The sequence below is a fragment of the Pseudomaricurvus alkylphenolicus genome, from assembly GCF_011683955.1.
GTDB classification, from domain to species: domain Bacteria; phylum Pseudomonadota; class Gammaproteobacteria; order Pseudomonadales; family Cellvibrionaceae; genus Pseudomaricurvus; species Pseudomaricurvus alkylphenolicus.
This window is the reverse complement of sequence record NZ_JAAQPI010000008.1, coordinates 1-14,813: the sequence shown is the minus strand read 5'-3', so window position 1 is coordinate 14,813 and position 14,813 is coordinate 1. Positions and strand designations below refer to the sequence as shown.

Sequence of the window (14,813 nt, the reverse complement as noted above, 5' to 3'; positions counted from 1 at the left end):
TCATCACAGGCCAGCCCAAAAAAGGCCGCTTAAGCGGCCTTTTTTATTTTGCCAGGTGCAGGCTCAACCTCTTAACAGCCCCAAGAGCTCGTCCCTTTTGGCCTCCATCAATGCCTGATCTCCTCGGGTTTCCACATTCAGGCGCACCACCGGCTCAGTATTGGACATACGCAGATTAAAACGCCAGCTGTCAAAGCTCATACTGAGCCCATCTGTATAGTCCAGTTCCGCCCCAGCATCCGAGTAATGTTGCTCGACGGCTTTTAGTGCCGCCTGAGGATCCTCGATCTTGCTGTTGATTTCGCCGCTGCATGGATAAGCCGCCATACACTCATCCACCAATTGGGCCAGAGATTTGCCACTGTGGCACATCAATTCTGTCACCAGCAGCCAGGGAATCATGCCGCTATCGCAGTAAGCAAAATCACGGAAATAGTGATGTGCGCTCATTTCCCCACCGTAAACGGCATCTTCGGAACGCATACGCTCCTTGATAAAGGCGTGCCCGGTTTTGCTCATAATCGCTTCACCCCCCATCTTTGCCACCAATGCCCGGGTATTCCAGGTCAGGCGCGGGTCATGCACGATTTTGGCCCCCGGATTCTTCAGCAAAAAGGTTTCGGCCAGCAAACCTACCAAGTAATAGCCTTCGATAAAACGACCACTGGCATCAAAGAAGAAACAGCGGTCAAAATCACCGTCCCAAGCCAACCCCAAATCCGCGCCAGACGCCTTGATCGCCTCCATCGTCGATCCTCGGTTCTCCTCCAGCAGGGGATTGGGTACGCCATTGGGGAAATTGCCGTCCGGCTGGTGATGGACCTTGACCAGCTCGAAGGGGAGATGAGACTCCAGGGCATCCAAAGCCAGACCCGCGCCGCCATTGCCGGCATTGACCACCACCTTCAGGGGCTTGAGTGCATCTCGATCAACATAGCCCAGCAAATGCTCAACAAAGGCCGGACGAGTATCCTGCTGAATCAGCGTTCCCCGCTGCCCTACAGGTCCGAACTGATTCTCCTCGGCCAAACGTTTGATTTCATTCAAACCCGTATCGCCACTGATGGGGCGAGAACCCTCGCGCACCAGCTTCATACCGTTGTAGTCCTTGGGATTGTGACTGGCCGTTACACAGATACCGCCGTCCACTCCCAGATGAAAGGTGGCAAAATAAACCTCCTCGGTGCCGCATTGACCAATGTGGATCACATCCACACCGGCATCCAGTAGACCGTTGGCAAGGGCTGTTGTCAGATCTGCACTGGTCAGACGGATATCATGTCCAACCACTACCCGCTTGGGCTGCAGAAATTGCGCATATGCGCGACCTACGCGGTAGGCCACATCTTCGTTAAGTTCATCGGGCAGTCGCCCACGTATGTCATATGCCTTAAAACAGGTCAGGGATTGGCTCATGGAGCTTCCTTAAGTGGCGTAAATTATTCCGGTTTGTAAATGTTTTCGTAGACGTAGTTAGTGGCCTCCACAAACCCCTCTACGCTGCCGCAATCAAATCGACGGCCTTTAAATTTGTAGGCCAGCACACATCCGTTCTTGGCCTGGGCCAGCAGAGCATCGGTCAACTGAACTTCCCCGTTTTTACCCGGTGGGGTATTCTCGATGATGGAAAAGATGTCCGGCGTCAGGATATAGCGACCAATGATTGCCAGATTACTGGGAGCCTCTTCCAAACTGGGCTTTTCAACCATGTCGGTCACCGAATAGATGCCGTCTTTCATTTGCTCTCCCTTGATGACCCCAAACTTGTGGATCAGCTCGTCAGGCACTTCCTGAATAGCAACAATGCTGCAGCGGAACTGCTTGTAAAGTTGCACCATTTGCGACATCACTCCGTCGTCTTCGCACAGACACAGATCATCGGACAGCACCACACCAAATGGCTCATCACCAATCAAGCGGCGCCCATTGAGGATGGCATCACCCAGCCCACGCATTTCCACCTGGCGGGTAAAGGAAAAATGGGCATTGCCCATCACACTGCGAATGGATTCCAGATACTGCTCTTTGCTGCTACCGGAGATTTGGTGCTCAAGCTCGTAGTTCATATCAAAGTGATCGGCAATCGCCCTTTTGCCGCGGCCCGTCACCATACCGATATCCACCAGTCCGGCCTCGATCGCCTCTTCCACCCCGTACTGCACCAGAGGTTTATTGACAATTGGCAGCATTTCCTTGGGCATGGCCTTGGTAGCCGGGAGAAAGCGAGTGCCGTAGCCGGCAACAGGGAAAAGACATTTTTTGATCATATCGAGGTTTCCTTGATATTTTTCTGTGTATTCATGCTTCTATGCAGAATCACCGCAGGATACTACAGCAATATTGCAATGCACCACCGGAGTATCAGCCACTCCGGGTTAAAACCATTAATTGCATATTTAAGTTAGCAATTTCCCGGCCAAACAGGTGTGCTTCGCAACCATTTCTGACCATTTCTGCCATACTGACGATATGGAGAGCCCAGTTTGGCCGTTATACCCCATCAAAGATGGAGGCCCAGTCTGGACATGCCCCCCGCAACCGGTAGAATGGGCTCCCTTTGTGGGTCGGTCGAAGAAACCGCCCGAAGTTAGAGTCAGTCAGAGCCACCCCTATGGATTTAACCACTAGAAAGAACACCTATAATCGTGATGAATTACTGGAATGCGGCCATGGTCGTATGTTTGGCGAGGGCAATGCCCAGCTGCCGGTACCCAATATGTTGATGCTGGACAGAATCAGCCACATCAGTGCAGAGGGAGGTGAATTTGACAAGGGTGAAATCGTAGCGGAGCTGGATATCAGACCCGATCTGTGGTTCTTTGATTGCCACTTCCCGGGTGACCCGGTTATGCCTGGCTGCCTGGGCCTTGATGCTATGTGGCAGCTGGTCGGCTTCTTCCTGGCCTGGAAGGGCAATAAAGGCAAGGGCCGCGCCCTCGGCGCCGGCGAAGTGAAGTTCACAGGCCAGATTCTGCCGACGGCGAAAAAGGTTACCTATCGGATTAACCTCAAGCGAGTGATCGAGCGCAAACTGGTGATGGGTATTGCCGATGGCAGTGTCAGCGTCGACGGCCGTGAGATCTACACCGCCAAGGACTTGCGTGTAGGCCTGTTCCAGAGCACTGATAACTTCTGATCCCCAAATAACGACACCTTCGAGGTAGCTTATGAAACGCGTTGTAGTGACAGGTATGGGTATCGTTTCCTGCCTGGGCAATGACAAGAATACTGTGCTGGATGCCCTGAAGGAGGGTCGCTCCGGTATCAAATTCCAGGAAACCTACAAAGATATGGGTTTCCGCAGCCACTTGGCGGGCAGTGTCGATATAGATCTCAAGGAGCATATTGACCGTAAAACCCTTCGTTTCATGGGCAACGCTGCTGCCTATGCCTATATAGCCATGAAGCAGGCTATTGAAGACTCCGGCCTGAGCGACGACCAGGTATCCAATGAGCGTGCCGGTATCATTATGGGCTCTGGCGGCGCCTCCTCAGAAAATCTGGTGGAATCCGCTGACATCCTGCGTGAAAAAGGTATCAAACGTGTCGGCCCCTACCGCGTTACGCAAACCATGGGCAGTACGGTTTCGGCCTGTCTGGCCACCCCATTCAAAATCAAGGGCGTGAACTACAGCATTTCGTCCGCTTGTGCGACCAGCGCCCACTGCGTGGGCAATGCCATGGAGCTTATCCAGCTGGGCAAACAGGACGTCGTCTTTGCCGGTGGCGGCGAGGAAGAACACTGGACCCTCACCTCTTTATTCGACGCCATGGGTGCACTGTCGACCAAATATAACGACACGCCTGAGAAGGCCTCTCGAGCCTATGACGCCAACCGAGATGGCTTTGTTATCGCCGGTGGTGGTGGCTGCCTGGTTCTTGAAGAACTGGAACACGCCAAAGCTCGTGGAGCCAAGATCTACGCTGAAGTGGTCGGCTACGGCGCCACATCAGACGGCTACGATATGGTTGCCCCGTCCGGCGAAGGCGCTGCTCGATGCATGCGTCAGGCGCTGCAAGACATCGAGGGTGAATTGGATTACATCAACGCTCATGGCACCAGCACTCCTGTGGGTGATGTTGCTGAACTGAAGGCGATTACCGAAGTCTTCGGCGACAAGTCTCCCGCCATCAGTTCCACCAAGTCCCTCACTGGCCACTCCCTGGGGGCGACCGGCGTTCAGGAAGCTATTTACAGCCTGCTGATGATGGAAAATGACTTTATCTGCGCATCCGCCAACGTGGAAGAACTGGACGAGAAGGCAGCGGCAATGGACATTGTCACAGAGCGCCGCGATGATGTGACCCTCAACCGAGTCATGTCGAACAGCTTCGGTTTTGGCGGCACCAATGCCAGTTTGGTGTTTGAACGCTACGGCGACTGACAACGACTCAATGTGCTGTTATGCAGGCGCGCTCTCTGATGGTGGTGAGCGCACTGCATTACTCTGACCACCCCTCCGGCCACCACTCTCTTTCCCAATAAAGTCTGAAGCTTGTTCAATCCCCGCACACTTTAATCTATTGGGGATTATGAGATTACAGACAGAGCTTGATTTCTTCATCCGAATCCCACTATTCTTCATTTTAGGGGTTGCGGCAATGCAATGGATGCTTGAAGCCGCAACCAGACCGCCAGATTGGTTAATGGCATCTCTCAAATTTCAAGGATGAATAACGATGAAAAACACCATACGTAAACTCGCGCTCTGCTCTCCCGTTCGCAGCGTAGAGAACACCATTCTCACCCTGGAGCTTCCCAAGCGCCTGAACCTTGGCTGCGAACTCCGATCCAATCTGCAACAGATGCCACCCAACAGCCTGGTGCTCTACGACTGCCAGGAACTCTCTGCACAAAAAATACATCTCAACTTACAGCATCTCCAGTCGAGAAAATGTGGTCGTTTATTTTGCTTGATCAACACCAGTGAAGGAAGTTTGCACGAGCGGCTGGTGGAGTGGCCCAGCTTACAAGGCATCTTTTATAAAGGCATCAGCCTTTCGGAGCTCGGTGACGGGCTGCAGCGAGTCATATCGGGTGAACTGAAGCTGCCACGAAAGCTATGGCAACCGCTGTTTAATCGACGCCGACACCCTCCCAAGCACAGCAGCTTTTTACTGCCACCAATCCACTTAACACGAAGGGAACATCAGGTTCTGGAAGGGCTCTATGCTGGGCACAGTAATCAGGCAATCGCACACCAGCTTGCGCTGAGCGAGCACACGGTTAAAAGCCACTTATACACCGCTTATAAAAAGTTGGGCGTAAGGTCCCGATTGGAAGCCGGCAACTGGATGCGAAACTACCAGCACACGCTGGCCGAGTCTGCAGCAAGCTACCGGCTGAAGAATATCGGTACATTTACGGAGAGCGCTTAGAACTCTAGTGCGCCTCCAGGTTGACATCTCGGCTTTCACCGCGGGAGATGTCCTGCGTCTCCAGCCAATTGCGAATAAGACTGGTCAAACCCTGGCGCCAACTACGGACCTGATAACCAAAGTTGTCACGACAGCGGCGCACAGTGAGCGCCGCACTATCGGGTTCGCCCTGCGCCGCCAACTCTTCGTCTGTCAGAGACTCTACCCGCCATTGCCTGGTCAGTGCACCTTCGCGATCCAGAATTTCTGCCACCGCTTCTGTAAATTCCGCTGAAGAACAGGGATCGCCGGAAGCCAGATGAAAAACACCCCAGTTGTCAGCACCACAGAGCACCTGGTTTACCATGGCTGAAATAACTTTGGATATTTCCTGACTGCTGATCGGAGAACCTCGGCGCTGATGGGTGACTTCCAGAGTGGGACCTTCGGTGACCAGATCCTGCAGCAAACGCCGAAATACGGACTCCCCGATAATATCCAGCACCCAGCTGACACGAAGTAATATGTAGTGCTCAAGACTTGCCTCGAAAGCCCGCTCAGCCTCGAGAAAGGCCCTGCCTGCGGGACCTAATGGGAGCGGAGTATCCTGCTCGTCGTAGGAGGATTTGTTTTCTCCACCAAAGACCCGATAGCAGGACAAATGAATGGCCACGCAGTTCGTTGCAGCACAGGCTTTGGCCACAGCACGGGCGGCACTCACTAGTTCCAACTGTTGCCCCACGTCTGGATGTTCACTCCAGCCGGCCGTATTGATCACTACAGACACACCCTGATCTTCAATGATGGTCTGCAGATCTTCCGGACGATTCCAGTCGAGAGAGGTGGGCGTCAATACGGAATGACTGCCCTGTTCAAATGCACTGTGGATGACTTGCCCAATCGGGTTGAAGGCATCAGTAATCAACAACTTGCTGGCCACTAAAAACTATCTGCTCCGTGTTTGGTATATCCGGTCGGTGTATCCGACCAATTCCGCCAACCCCTTAAAATGGGATGTCGTCATCAAAACTGTCAAAGCCCGGAGCGGGCTGAGGGGCGCTTTGAGGCTGCTGGGGAGGCTGTTGGGGCTGATGAGCGGGAGGCTGCTGTGTCATTGGCTGTGCCGAGGCTGCCTGAGGAGCCATCGGCGCGGGTTGCTGGGGAGCCATCGGTTGATTGGGCATGGCCGCCGGTTGCTGAGGCGCCATTCCCGGGTTGGCCTGTTGGCCATAGCCTTGATTCATACCGCTGTCGGCACGGCTATCCAGCATCTGCATTTCACTGGCGACAATCTCAGTGGTGTAGCGGTCCTGACCACTTTGATCCTGCCACTTACGCGTGCGCAGAGACCCCTCGATATATACCTTGGAGCCCTTGCGCAGATATTCCCCGGCAATTTCTCCCAGACGATTGAAAAACACCACCCGGTGCCACTCGGTCCGCTCCTGCTGTTGGCCGGTCTGCTTGTCTTTCCAGCTCTCCGAAGTGGCGACACTCAGATTGGTCACGGCATTGCCGCTGGGCATATACTTCATTTCCGGATCCTGACCGACATTGCCAACCAGGATGACTTTGTTCACGCCTCGCGCCATAACCCTTTTCTCCTAATAGTCTGCAGCTGACTCTGCCTCTTGGGCGCAGAGCCGCTGATATGATCAATTCTATTCGTAACTTGCCGTAAATTACCGTAGCCTGTCGCCTGAATACGGCCAAAAGACCTGGATTTTAAACCAGCCAGGGGACCGAGCTTACACCAGCGCCGGACGAACAACCAGCCGAAAAAAGTACCAAAATTGGGGTTTATTCCAACTCCAGGTCTTGAACGCCTTCGCGGCTAAACAGGTTAGGATCCACTTTAAGGTAAGCGGTTTTCTCTTCCGCGATCAGGACCACTTCCTCGACCCCGGGGAGAGCGGCGAGTCGGCCCCTGACCTGTTCAATGTCCTGACCTCCCAGAGGTATCTGCACCCCGGTCAGAAAACGCGGAGTCGCCATGGAAAACGCAAACAGCAACCAACACAGAATCAGGCCGACAGCTCCCGCAAATACACCTCCAACCCCATAATCCTGCAACAGCCATCCGCCTCCAACTCCTCCGAGGAATGCTCCCAGGAACTGGCAGGTGGCATAGACACCCGAGGCGGTACCCTTGCCGCCAGCTGGAGCCACCTTACTCATCAACGAAGGCAATGTGGCCTCCAGCAGGTTAAAGGCGACAAAATACAGGAACAGCATAAGCAAAAACAGACTGCCTTGATGCCAGTGCCACATCGCCAGCGTTGCCAGCCCCAACAGAGCGATTGCCCCGAGGAATACCGGTTTGATCCGTCGTTTTTTCTCCGCCACGATAATAAACGGAATCATTGTGGCAAACGCCAGTACCAGCAAGGGCAGGTACACCATCCAGTGGTTAGTGCCCTCAATGCCCAGCTGCTGTTCCAGAATTCCAGGCATCACCAGAAACGCAGCCATCAAGACCGCGTGCAACACAAAGACTCCAAGGTTGAGCCGAATCAACTCACGATTGAAGAGGGTCTGCAATAGCAATTCAGGTACGGCCCCGGCCTCCCGGTGCCGGACACCGCTAACGCTGGGAGTGGGAATTACTTTCACCAGTACAACCAGGCCCAGGAGGGCCAACAGAACCGTGCTGGAAAAAATCAAAGACATGCCGCCGATCGCCACCAACGCCGGGCCAAGCACCAGTGCCACGGAGAAAGACAAGCCAATAGAGGCGCCAATGGTCGCCATGGCTTTGGTCCTGCCCTCCTCGCTGGTCAAATCTGCAACCAGCGCCATAATCGCACTGGCAATCGCCCCGCCGCCCTGCAGGCAGCGTCCTAGGATCAGCTCGTAAATAGTGTCGGCATAAGCAGCCACAGCAGAGCCTATCGCGAAGATAATCAATCCCAGCGCAATGACCGGTTTGCGGCCCCATCGATCCGACAGCATACCGAAGGGAATCTGCAGAATCGCCTGGGTAAAACCATAGGCCCCCAAAGCAAGCCCCAGCAGAAGAGGGGTACTGCCCTCATATTCGGTGCCATAAAGCGCCAACACGGGAAGCACCATAAACAAGCCCAGCATTCGAAAGGCGTAGAGACTGGCCAGGGAAAGAACGGCTCGGCGCTCAAAGGTCGCAGCATTGGGGTTCAAACTGGATTACTCATTGATCGGCAAAAGGACGGCGATTTTACCCTTTTTTGGAGGAATCTCCCAAACCCAGGCTGCTGCCGCCTTTAATTGACGCCTCAATCCCTGGCAGCAGCCTCTGCGACTGTGCAGTCAGCGTTAGTTTGGTCTTTGACGCCGAATTGGTCTAAACGGCCTATTCCACAACACCCGAAAAGTAGTAACATACATTACCTTCACTAACATTATTAAATGGCTGGACTGATGAGTGCCCCACCCGTTGAATTGAATTTCGCCAGCCTGATGGCCGACATCCAGAGAATGTTCAGCACCTGCTTCTATCGCCAGCTAAAGGCGGAGGGCATCTGCCTGACCCGTGCCCAGTGGCGCATGATTGCGATCATGAAAATGAAGGACGGCCTGACGCAGTCCGAACTGGCCGATCGCCTGCTCATGGAAAAGGCCCCCACAGGCACCCTGATCGACAAGCTGGAAGATGCCGGCCTGGTGGAAAGGCGCCAGGATCCAACAGACCGCCGTGTCAAACGCGTGTTCCTGACCCCGGCCACAGAACCTCTGCTACCAATGATCAACGATACGGCTCTCGCTCTCACTGAAGAATCCTTCAGGGGCATCAGTTCGGAAGAACAAGCTGACCTGTATCGCCTGCTTGCCCAGATCCGCAATAACCTCAAGGACTTGCGCGCCCCTCTGGGTGATCAGCCCGATTCAACGCCAAAGGAGCCGCCCCGTGGCTAAAACTGCATACAAGCTCCTCCACTTCCTCTTTCCCTTTCTGTTTCGGGATACCGAGCATGGCCGGAGTCTACACAGAGACAACCTGAAGTGGACCCTACTGTTGGTGGCGACCTTTTCAATCAGCCTCTGGGTTTATCACCGCAGCCACACGGTGGTGATCAACGATGCTCGCATCGCCAGTAATGTGATTGTGATCAGCAGTAACCGTTCGGGCTGGATTGAACGCTTCGCCGTCGGCAGCGGCAGCCAGGTCAAAGCCGGCGACCTGCTCGTGCAGATAGACGACCGCGCCGCCAAGCTGGCAATACAGGAAGTCGACATTCAAGTGCTGACCAAAGCGGCGGAGATTGAGCGTGCCCGCAGCGAACGCAACATGGTCAGCGAAGAGCAGGCCAGCCGACTGATTTCTCAACAAGCCCGATTGGCCAGCGCCAGATCCAATGCCAACAAAGCCGAATCTTCCCTGCAGCTGGCTCAGAGCAATTTCAGTCGCACCAACCAGCTACTTCAAAAGCAATTGGTATCGAAGCGGCAGTGGGAAGAGGATCAGCTCAAGCTGACCCAAGCCCTGGAAAATCACGAACAGGCCAAGTCTGAACTGCAACAGCAAACGTCAGAGCTGCGCAAGGTCAAGGCGCAGATGATCTCCGTAGAACTGCTGGAGAGGAAAATCGCCATCATGCAGCAGGATCTGGAGCGCCTGAAAGTCAAAAGGCAACAATTGGGGCTGGATGTCAACGACCGGCAACTGCGCAGCCCGATTGATGCTGTGGTGGACAAAACCTTTGGTCATGCCAGCGAGTTTATCTCGCCGGGGCGCAGGCTGGTGATGCTGCATAACCCAAGGGATATATGGATCAACGCCAACATTCGTGAAACTGAGCTGCGTCACGTGCGTCCGGGCATGAAGGCATCGATCAGTGTGGACGCTTACCCCGATCTTGAGTTTCAGGCATCGGTCACGAGCATTGACCATGCCACCACCAGCGAATTTGCACTTTTGCCCAACCCCAACCCCAGTGGCAATTTCACCAAAGTCACTCAGCGGTTGAGAATCAAGCTGTCGATTGATCAGCAGCAGGATCTGTTAAAACCGGGCATGATGGTTGAGGTGATTATTGACACCCGCAGCTAAGACCCCGCCAAAAAGCGCCGATACCTCCCAGCCTTCGGTACAATCATTGTTTGAACGCTACGGCGAGGGTTACCGCTGGCTGGCTGTGGCCACCATCGGGCTGGGTACTTTTTCTGTTCTGCTGATGTCTACGATTGTGAACGTGGCCATCCCGGAAATCATGGGCTCCTTTGGCATAGGACAGAACGAGGCCCAGTGGTTGTCCACAGGCTATCTCGCCAGCTCCACCGTCAGTATGTTGATGTCGTCCTGGTGTCTCACCCGTTTTGGTGTTCAGAATACCTTCTTCAGTGCCACCCTCTTTTTTATCCTTACCTCCCTGCTCGCCGGTATGAGCAACACCAATGAATTGTTGATACTGGCGCGGGCACTGCAGGGATTCTGTTACGGGTTTTTCCTGCCCCTGGCAATGTATCTGATGGCTCGTATTTTTCCACCTGACAAACAGGGCACGGGCATGGGTATTTTCGGTATTCTGGCGGTCATGGGACCAGCGATTGGACCCTACATTGGCGGACTTGCGGTAGATGCCCTCGGTTGGCGCTCAGTCTTCTATATCCCCTTGCCCATGGCATTGCTGAGCCTGCCTTTGGCACTACTGTACCTACCCGGTCGCGATGCAGACAGTCCGAAGCAGAATCTGGACTGGGTGGGAATTGGGTGGCTGTCTGTCTGCATTATTCACTTCCTGGTGGGTCTCAGCAATGGTCAGAAGTATGGCTGGAACTCCGATCTGGTCGTATTTTGCCTGACCGTCGCAACCATCGCTGGTCTCGGATTTGTCTACCAGCAGCAACGCAGTGCCTCTCCATTGATGGATTTGTCCCTCTTTAAGGATCGTAACTTCCGGCTTGCCGCCTATGTGTCAGCGCTGTTTGGGGGGGCGCTCTTCAGCGGCATGTACATTGTGCCTCTGTTCCTGCAATCCATACAGGGCCTGACGGCCACGAAAGCCGGTCTGGCGATGCTGCCAGCGGGCCTGTTACTCACTATTGCCTTCCCGATCAGTGGACGCCTGAGCGACCGACTGCCCCCGCACTGGATGCTAATCAGTGGCATGTTGCTAATGGCGTACGGCACCGGGGTTATGGTACAGGCCGATCAATTTACCGGATTTGTACTAATCTGCTGGTGGCTGGTGCTGAGCCGGGTGGGGATGGCGATGGCAATGCCCGCTCTCAGTGTGGCGGCGTTTTCCACCCTGCCACAACATCAACTCACACAAGCCTCCGCCACCAGCAACTTTATCCGGCAAATGGGCGGTGCTCTGGGCGTGAATTTGACCTCGGTCTATCTCGACAGAAGCACCAGCTACCATATGGATTACATTACCAGCACCCAGCACGCTGCCAACCCCCAGACCACCAGCATGCTGACTCAACTGACCCCGGCACTGCACGATTCCGGGGTCGAGCAAGCCCTGCAAGAGCCCCTCGCAGCCTGGATTCTGAGCCGGGAGCTCTATCGCCAGGCGCTGTCATTGGGTTTTCAGGATACCTTTCTGATAGCGGGCATAGCGGTTCTGGCCGCCATCATCCCGAGTTTTATGCTGCGCCACATCAAGCGTTAGAACACACCAGCGACGGCCTGCGACTAATGTCGAAGTTATCTACGCTCTGATTGGTGCTAGTCTCAGAAACAGACTTAATAACTAGCGCACTGCGTCTGCAAGATCGCGCAACAGGAGGGCGTGCATGACTTACGAACAAGAATATCAGGCTTCCATCGAGCAACCGGAAAAGTTCTGGCTAACCAAAGCCGAACAACTGGACTGGTTCCAATTCCCCACCCAGGTGCTGGAAAAGGACGAAAACGGTATCGACCGCTGGTTTGTGGATGGTGAGATGAATACCTGCCATATGGCACTGGATGCCCACGTGAAAGCCGGTCGGGGTGATCAGGTGGCCATCTACTACGATTCTCCAGTCACCGGCACGCAGGAATCCTGGAGCTATCAGACGCTCACCGATACGGTCGCCGTATTTGCCGGTGCCCTGCAGCAGCAGGGGGTGACGAAAGGCGATCGGGTCCTTATCTACATGCCCATGATCCCGCAGGCTGTTGTCGCTATGCTGGCTTGCGCGCGCCTGGGCGCTGTCCACTCGGTGGTATTTGGAGGCTTTGCGGCCAACGAACTGGCCGTGCGCATTGAGGATGCTGAACCAAAGGTGGTTGTGTCCGCGTCCTGTGGCATTGAGATCAGTCGTGTTATTGAATACAAGCCGCTACTGGACAAGGCGATTGAACTGTCCGCCCACAAACCCGAACGCTGTATTGTCTACCAGCGCGAACAAGCCCAGGCAGACATGCAGGGAGACAGAGATCTGGACTGGGAGCAAGCCACTTCAGAGGCCCAGGCGGTTGACTGTATTGCCGTAAAGGCTACCGACCCCCTTTATATCCTTTATACGTCTGGCACCACCGGTAAACCCAAAGGCGTCGTTCGGGACAATGGCGGTCACGCAGTGGCAATGCGTTATTCAATGAAAGCGATCTACGATATGAATCCAGGCGAAGTTTTCTGGGCCGCTTCAGACGTCGGATGGGTCGTGGGTCACTCTTATATTGTTTACGCCCCTTTACTCAGTGGCCTGTCCACCGTGTTGTATGAGGGCAAACCAGTTAAAACTCCGGATGCCGGCGCCTTTTGGCGCGTTTGTGCGGATTACAAAGTAAAAGCACTATTTGCCGCTCCGACAGCATTCCGTGCCATCAAGAAAGAAGATCCCGAGGGCACTGCTGCCAGTAACTATGACCTCTCCGCCCTTGAGACTGTCTTTATGGCGGGTGAACGCCTGGACCCACCCACCTACGATTGGGTGAGACAGCTTCTGGGCCGACCCGTTATTGACCACTGGTGGCAAACTGAAACCGGTTGGGGGATTTGCAGTAACCTGATGGGTGTGGACCCCAAGCCCTGCAAAGCCGGATCCGCTACGTTACCCAGCCCGGGCTTCGATGTGCAAATCCTTTCTGACGACGGCACTGAGCTGGGCCCTAACGAGCAGGGTCACGTTGCCATCAAACTGCCGCTACCACCCGCCTGTCTGCCAACCGTCTGGGGCGATATCGAGCGATTCAAGGAGAGCTACTTGAGCACCTTCGATGGCTACTACGTGTCCGGTGACGGAGGCTACAAGGATGAAGACGGCTATGTCTTTATCATGGGGCGTACCGACGATGTGATTAATGTCGCCGGGCATCGTCTTTCCACTGGCGAAATGGAGGAGGTTCTGGCAGCCCATCCTGCGGTTGCAGAATGTGCCGTTATCGGGGCTAACTGTGAGCTGAAGGGACAACAGCCTATTGGTCTGGTTGTACTGAAAGACAACGTCGACATTGAGGAAGTGAACCTCAGCCATGAATTGATCCAGAGTGTACGAGATCAAATCGGTGCGGTAGCGAGCTTTAGAACAGCAATGGTGGTCAAACGTCTGCCCAAAACCCGTTCTGGTAAAATCCTCCGCAAAGCACTGCGCCAGATTGCCAATGGTGAAGAGTATGTGATTCCTTCCACTATTGATGATCCTGCAAGTCTCACCGAACTTGAAGGGGTGCTAAAAGCAGTTTCGTTTGCTTAGCATTTGGCGGTAGGACCTACGAATGCAAAAGGGCGAGGTAGAAATACCTCGCCCTTTTTGTTTGTCTTTGGTTTAAACACCCGATTGTGGACTGAAGGACAGACGTGTGGGAGGCCCATCCAGGACCGTCTGCGGCATGGATGCCGCAGCAGAGCTACAGGGACAAGGTGAATTCGAGCGCAGCTCGAAGAGAGGGTGGCCTGGGCCATGTACTTGTGCATGTCCTGGAGGGGCCTCCCCCATGGCTGTGCGCCACGATCGGGATAGTATACTTTTGAACACCACGGGCGATGACCTACAGTGGGTTGAAAGCTTCGCTTCCAATCGATTCGCGACGCCCTTCGGCGCCCCCTCCCCGTACCTGCGATACAGGGGAGGTCACATGGGCCCTTTTGTAGTAGAGACTAGATCCTAGTATCCAAAAAAAAATCCCCCGACACTTCGTGCCGAGGGATTTTGTTTGGAGGCTGACGATGACCTACTCTCACATGGGGAAACCCCACACTACCATCGGCGATGCTTCTTTTCACTTCTGAGTTCGGGATGGGATCAGGTGGTTCAAAAGCTCTATGGTCGTCAGCCAAACTGGCTTAAGTTCGAAGGTCTTACCTCTTATCTGAAGAGCGCCTTGATTGACTTAAATAGGGTGGTGGTAAGTAAAGTTATTTGATGATCGTATGTATTCTATCGATTGCTTACCCATCCGCAACATCCAGTTGCATCAGTTATATGGTCAAGCCTCACGGGCAATTAGTACTGGTTAGCTCAACGCCTCACAACGCTTCCACACCCAGCCTATCAACGTCGTAGTCTTCAACGGCCCTTCAGGGGACTCAAAGTCCCAGGGA

12 protein-coding genes and 2 rRNA genes are annotated in these 14,813 nt (G+C 54.3%); 7 read left to right on the top strand and 7 right to left on the bottom strand.

Going from position 1 to position 14,813, the window contains the following annotated elements:
- Positions 1-63: 63 nt before the first annotated feature.
- A complete protein-coding gene (locus tag HBA55_RS19485; protein ID WP_166994918.1) occupies positions 64-1,416 on the bottom strand; it encodes a phosphohexomutase domain-containing protein in 1,353 nt (450 codons plus the stop codon).
- Positions 1,417-1,439: 23 nt separating this feature from the next.
- Complete coding sequence (gene galU / locus HBA55_RS19480; protein WP_166994916.1) at positions 1,440-2,267, bottom strand: UTP--glucose-1-phosphate uridylyltransferase GalU; 828 nt, start codon at positions 2,265-2,267, stop codon at positions 1,440-1,442.
- 344 nt (positions 2,268-2,611) lie between these two features.
- Between galU and fabA the strand changes: the two genes are divergently transcribed.
- The 3 genes from fabA to HBA55_RS19465 all read left to right on the top strand — a co-directional run bounded on the left by fabA (position 2,612) and on the right by HBA55_RS19465 (position 5,379).
- The gene (gene fabA, locus HBA55_RS19475; RefSeq protein ID WP_166994914.1) at positions 2,612-3,136 is read left to right on the top strand and encodes a 3-hydroxyacyl-[acyl-carrier-protein] dehydratase FabA; all 525 of its coding nucleotides are present in this window, start codon (positions 2,612-2,614) and stop codon (positions 3,134-3,136) included.
- A gap of 31 nt (positions 3,137-3,167) precedes the next feature.
- A complete protein-coding gene (gene fabB / locus HBA55_RS19470; RefSeq protein ID WP_166994912.1) occupies positions 3,168-4,385 on the top strand; it encodes a beta-ketoacyl-ACP synthase I in 1,218 nt (405 codons plus the stop codon).
- 295 nt (positions 4,386-4,680) lie between these two features.
- Positions 4,681-5,379, top strand: a complete 699-nt coding sequence (locus HBA55_RS19465) for a LuxR C-terminal-related transcriptional regulator (protein WP_166994910.1) — start codon at positions 4,681-4,683, stop codon at positions 5,377-5,379.
- A gap of 4 nt (positions 5,380-5,383) precedes the next feature.
- Here the strand turns inward: HBA55_RS19465 and HBA55_RS19460 are convergent, their stop codons facing one another.
- The 3 genes from HBA55_RS19460 to HBA55_RS19450 all read right to left on the bottom strand — a co-directional run bounded on the left by HBA55_RS19460 (position 5,384) and on the right by HBA55_RS19450 (position 8,514).
- Positions 5,384-6,298 carry a sugar nucleotide-binding protein gene (locus tag HBA55_RS19460; protein ID WP_166994908.1) on the bottom strand — a complete coding sequence of 305 codons (915 nt, stop codon included), beginning with the start codon at positions 6,296-6,298 and terminating at the stop codon, positions 5,384-5,386.
- 64 nt (positions 6,299-6,362) lie between these two features.
- Positions 6,363-6,950: a single-stranded DNA-binding protein gene (gene ssb, locus HBA55_RS19455; protein WP_166994906.1), complete on the bottom strand. Its 588-nt coding sequence runs from the start codon at positions 6,948-6,950 to the stop codon at positions 6,363-6,365.
- Between the two features lie 208 nt (positions 6,951-7,158).
- On the bottom strand, positions 7,159-8,514 hold the full coding sequence (locus HBA55_RS19450; protein ID WP_240946178.1) for an MFS transporter: 1,356 nt from the start codon (positions 8,512-8,514) through the stop codon (positions 7,159-7,161).
- A gap of 240 nt (positions 8,515-8,754) precedes the next feature.
- Between HBA55_RS19450 and HBA55_RS19445 the strand changes: the two genes are divergently transcribed.
- The 4 genes from HBA55_RS19445 to HBA55_RS19430 all read left to right on the top strand — a co-directional run bounded on the left by HBA55_RS19445 (position 8,755) and on the right by HBA55_RS19430 (position 13,965).
- Positions 8,755-9,249: a MarR family winged helix-turn-helix transcriptional regulator gene (locus tag HBA55_RS19445; RefSeq protein WP_166994903.1), complete on the top strand. Its 495-nt coding sequence runs from the start codon at positions 8,755-8,757 to the stop codon at positions 9,247-9,249.
- The gene (locus HBA55_RS19440; protein WP_166994901.1) at positions 9,242-10,384 is read left to right on the top strand and encodes an HlyD family secretion protein; all 1,143 of its coding nucleotides are present in this window, start codon (positions 9,242-9,244) and stop codon (positions 10,382-10,384) included. The genes HBA55_RS19445 and HBA55_RS19440 overlap by 8 nt, the downstream gene beginning before the upstream one ends.
- Positions 10,368-11,954 carry a DHA2 family efflux MFS transporter permease subunit gene (locus tag HBA55_RS19435; RefSeq protein ID WP_166994899.1) on the top strand — a complete coding sequence of 529 codons (1,587 nt, stop codon included), beginning with the start codon at positions 10,368-10,370 and terminating at the stop codon, positions 11,952-11,954. Before HBA55_RS19440 ends, HBA55_RS19435 begins: the two co-directional genes overlap by 17 nt.
- Positions 11,955-12,078: 124 nt before the next feature.
- On the top strand, positions 12,079-13,965 hold the full coding sequence (locus HBA55_RS19430) for a propionyl-CoA synthetase (RefSeq protein ID WP_166994897.1): 1,887 nt from the start codon (positions 12,079-12,081) through the stop codon (positions 13,963-13,965).
- A 465-nt stretch (positions 13,966-14,430) separates the two neighbouring features.
- On the opposite strand, the gene rrf is transcribed toward HBA55_RS19430, so the two are convergent.
- A 5S ribosomal RNA gene (gene rrf / locus HBA55_RS19425) occupies positions 14,431-14,546 on the bottom strand.
- 148 nt (positions 14,547-14,694) lie between these two features.
- Positions 14,695-14,813 (bottom strand): 23S ribosomal RNA (locus HBA55_RS19420); the annotation flags it as partial.

Excerpts from the sequence above, each read along its gene's own strand:
- HBA55_RS19485 (WP_166994918.1), bottom strand. The coding sequence starts at position 1,416 with ATGAGCCAATCCCTGACCTGTTTTAAGGCATATGACATACGTGGGCGA.
- fabA (WP_166994914.1), top strand. The coding sequence starts at position 2,612 with ATGGATTTAACCACTAGAAAGAACACCTATAATCGTGATGAATTACTG.
- galU (WP_166994916.1), bottom strand. The coding sequence starts at position 2,267 with ATGATCAAAAAATGTCTTTTCCCTGTTGCCGGCTACGGCACTCGCTTT.
- HBA55_RS19465 (WP_166994910.1), top strand. The coding sequence starts at position 4,681 with ATGAAAAACACCATACGTAAACTCGCGCTCTGCTCTCCCGTTCGCAGC.
- HBA55_RS19445 (WP_166994903.1), top strand. The coding sequence starts at position 8,755 with ATGAGTGCCCCACCCGTTGAATTGAATTTCGCCAGCCTGATGGCCGAC.
- ssb (WP_166994906.1), bottom strand. The coding sequence starts at position 6,950 with ATGGCGCGAGGCGTGAACAAAGTCATCCTGGTTGGCAATGTCGGTCAG.
- HBA55_RS19430 (WP_166994897.1), top strand. The coding sequence starts at position 12,079 with ATGACTTACGAACAAGAATATCAGGCTTCCATCGAGCAACCGGAAAAG.
- fabB (WP_166994912.1), top strand. The coding sequence starts at position 3,168 with ATGAAACGCGTTGTAGTGACAGGTATGGGTATCGTTTCCTGCCTGGGC.